General features: G+C 75.1%; 3 protein-coding genes. 1 reads left to right on the top strand and 2 read right to left on the bottom strand.

From position 1 onward, the window contains the following. Positions 1 to 1,270, top strand: a 1,270-nt coding sequence (locus tag AB0J52_RS31830) for a PucR family transcriptional regulator (RefSeq protein WP_500186485.1), incomplete at its 5' end; no start/stop codon positions are given. Here AB0J52_RS31830 and AB0J52_RS31825 read toward each other — a convergent pair. Continuing rightward, the gene (locus tag AB0J52_RS31825; protein WP_500186484.1) at positions 1,245 to 3,218 is read right to left on the bottom strand and encodes a prolyl oligopeptidase family serine peptidase; all 1,974 of its coding nucleotides are present in this window, start codon (positions 3,216 to 3,218) and stop codon (positions 1,245 to 1,247) included. The two genes, AB0J52_RS31830 and AB0J52_RS31825, sit on opposite strands and share 26 nt — an antisense overlap. Beyond that, the coding region (locus AB0J52_RS31820; protein ID WP_500186483.1) for an erythromycin esterase family protein at positions 3,215 to 3,685 on the bottom strand (471 nt) is incomplete at its 5' end. The genes AB0J52_RS31825 and AB0J52_RS31820, both read right to left, overlap by 4 nt.

Genomic DNA, 3,685 nt, shown 5'->3' with positions numbered 1-3,685 from the left:
ACCCCGACAGCCTGATCTCCGAACAGCTGGACTACTGGCGGCGGGCGCGTCCGGCCAGGCCCGCTCCGGCGACCTGTTCGCCGTCGCGAACGCGATCGCGGCGCTGCTCGACGCGCCGGTCACCATCGAGGACCGCAACTCCCGGCTGCTGGCGTTCTCCAGCCGCCAGGACGAGGCCGACCCCTCCCGCGTCCAGACGATCCTGAGCCGCCAGGTCCCCCCGCACTACACCCGGATCCTGGAGGAGCGCGGCGTCTTCCAGGCGATCTACCGCAGCGAGCGCCCGGTCTTCGTGGCCCCGCTGCCGGAGTCCGGCGAGCTGCCGCGCGTGGCGATCGCGGTGCGGGCGGGCGACGAGATCCTCGGGACGATCTGGGTGGTCGTCCCCGAGCCGCTGGACGAGCAGCGCGGCGAGTCGCTCTACGAGGCGTCCAAGCTCGTCGCCATGCACCTGGTCTGGCAGCGCGCCGACGCCGACAGCGAGCGCCGCATGCGCGCCGACCTGCTGAGCGCCGCCCTGGGCGGCGGGCCGGACCACCGCGAGGCCGCCCGCCGCCTCGGTCTGCGCGACGAGCCCGCGATCGTCCTGGCGCTCACCGTCGCCCCGGCCGCCGCCGAGACCCCGGCGCAGGTCGGCGCGGAGCGCAAGCGGCTCGCCGACGCGTTCGCCATGCACCTCACCGCCGCGCACCCGCGCTCGGTCACCGCCCTGATCGGCGACGTCGCCTACGGCGTCCTGTCGCTGGACCGCGGGGGCGCCGAGCAGCGCGCGACCCTGATCGCCGACGAGTTCCTGGCCCGGGTCGGGTCGCGGCTGCGTCCGCTGATCGGGGTCGGCCGCCTCGCGCGGGACGGCTCGGAGCTCACCCGCTCGCGCTCCAGCGCCGAGCAGGCCCTGCGCGTCCTGCGGGCGGAGGCGCTCGACCGGCAGGTGGCGCTGCTGGAGGAGGTGCACGTCGAGGCGCTGCTGCTGGAGCTGTCGGACCTGATCCCGCAGGCCGACCTGCCCAGCGGCCCGGTCGCCCGCATCGCCGCCTACGACCAGGAGCATCAGGCGAACCTGATGGAGACGCTGCGGGCCTGGCTGGACGCGTTCGGCGACGTCGCGATGGCGTCCACGGCGATGTTCGTGCACCCCAACACGTTCCGCTACCGGCTGCGCCGGGCGGCCTCGATCGGCGGGATCGACCTCGGCGACCCGGACGCCCGGCTGTCCACGATGATCCAGCTGCGCCTGATGGCGATCAGAGCCGCAGGCCGAAACTCCTGACCAGGAACGCCAGCCACTCGGTGTCCTGCTCGACCGCCACGTCATGGCCGGTCGCCGCGCCGTGCCCGGCGTCCTCGAAAACGTGCAGCAGGATCGGGGCGTCGCCCCGCTGGGCGGCCTGCAGCCGCGCGGCGAACTTGCGCGCGTGCCACGGACGGCACCGCGGATCGTTCGCCCCCGCCTGGATGTAGAGGGCGGGGAACTCCCGCTCCCGGATCAGCTCGTACGGCGACAGCCCGAGGAAGCGCCGGACGGTGGCGGGGTCGTCGGGGTCGCCCCATGCCTTGCGCAGCACGAACTCCAGGTACGGGTCGCGCGTCCCGCCGATCAGGTCGAGCAGCGGCGCCCGCGGCAGCACCGCCTGCCACAGGTCGGGACGCGTCGTCGCGGCGACCCCGCACATCAGCCCGCCGTCCGAGCCGCCGGTGAGCGCGAGCCGCCCGGCGGACGCCCGTCCGGTGGCGAGCAGGTGCTCGGCGACCGCGACGAGGTCGGAGTCGCGCACCTGCTTGCGCTCCCGGTGCGCCGCCATCCACCAGTCGTGTCCGAACTCGCCACCGCCTCGCAGGTACGCCTGGACGACGACACCGCCCGCCGCGACGAAGGCCGCCAGATCGGCCTGGTAGGCGGGCAGCAGCGGCACCCCGGCCGCGCCGTAGGCCGAGACCAGGACCGGCGGCCCGGGCGGCCCGGGCGGGACGTCGCGGCGGGCGATCACGTGGAAGGGGATCGGGACGCCGTCCGGGGCGGTCGCCTCGCCCACCTCGACCGTGGCGTCCAGCCTCACCGCCGGAGCCCGCAGGGTCTCCAGCGGAGCGCCGGGCCGGTGGGAGTAGACGCCCCAGGAGGTGGTCAGGGTGGAGAAGGCGAACAGGAAGGACGGCGCGGGGTTGCCCACGGCCAGCCCGGTCAGGGGGAAGAACGGGGACGACAGCGCGCCGCGCCCCGGCAGCGGCACCTCCCCGACGACCGCGCCGTCCCGGTCCAGGACGCGGACGCGCGCGAAGGTCGCGTCGAACTCGCTGAGGTACAGGTGGTCGCCGACCGGCGTCAGCGAGCGCAGGACCGTGGCACCCTCGGGGACGAGCTCGGTCCAGTCCGACGGGTCGTCCAGCGAGATCGCCACGACCCGGCCGCGCGGGGCGTCCACGTCGGTGACCGCGATGTAGCGGTCGCCGACGATGTGGCCGGCGATCGAGCCTTCGCAGTCGGGCAGGAACGGGCGCCACGGCTCCCCGGCGCGCCGGACTGCGATCGGGAAGGGCGCGCCCACCCGGTGCGCGGCGACCTCCCAGCACGCGCTCGTCTGGATCAGCGTGTACTCGCGCGAGGCCCCGACCGGGACCGGTTCCAGCGTCGTCCCGGCGCCCAGCCGGTGCAGGAAGACCGCCTGCCGGAACTCCGCCGGGGAGCCGGTGAGCGCGAAGAAGTAGAACCCGCTGGAGTCGGGCCGCCAGGAGACACCCCCGACCCACGCGCTGTGCAGGACCTGCGTGGGGGCGCCGCCGAGGTCGCTGCCCGTGGCGGTGTCGATGAGCCGGATCGTGTTGTGCTCGCTGCCGTCCTCGCAGATCCCGACCGCGAGGACGCCGCCGTCCGGCGAGGGCGCCAGCCAGGACGCCACGCCCGCGCCCAGCGAGGCGAGCACCCGGCCGTCGCCGTACGGGGACGCGGAGACGACCAGGTCCGGCCCGGCGGCGCGAAACCACCGTCCGGCCGCGTATCTGGGCAGGTCGGGACGGGCTCCGGCGTCGTGGGCCAGCATCAGCGCGCGGACGGCGTCCCGGTCCACCCCGTCGAAGACCACCGAGGTGGCGAGGGCGGCCTGCGCGCGCTGCCAGTCCCGGACCTCGGGCGTCTCCTCCTCCAGCCAGCGGTAGGGGTCGGGCACCGCGATCCCGGCGACGTCCGCGACGACCTCGACGGTCCGGGTGGGCGGGTACTTCATCGGTACTCCTCGAACTCGGCGCGGAGCCGCGCGAACGCTCCGGGGACCAGGCCGGCGTGGTCGAGACGGACGAGCGCGTCGAAGCCCTCGCCGGATTCGACCGGATCGCCCCGGCCCCGCATCTCAAGACGGACGTCGCAGTCGAACGGCCGCGCCGAGCGCTCGACGAAGCGGATCACCGGACCGGAGCGGTAGGTCATCCCGACGACGGCCATGGCGGGACCGAGCGCCGCGTCCAGCAGGGCGCCCATCATCGGACGCCCCTCCAGCGGCGTCCGCTGGACGTGCCCGTTGTGCGCGCTGACCACCACGCGCTCCTCGCGTTCCAGCACCCAGCGCACGGTGTCGGCCATGAACACGTCCCGCGGGTACGGGTCGCCGTCGCCGATCGGCTCCCTCTCGTCGAGGAAGGCCGTCAGCGATGCCGCCGCGCGCCGCACCACCGCGTCCGGCGAGCTCCCGGCGTG

The sequence above is a fragment of the Spirillospora sp. NPDC049652 genome, assembly GCF_040675125.1.
Lineage (GTDB): Bacteria > Actinomycetota > Actinomycetes > Streptosporangiales > Streptosporangiaceae > Spirillospora.
Note: the sequence above shows the minus strand (reverse complement) of the source record. Positions and strands in the feature narration are given on the sequence as shown.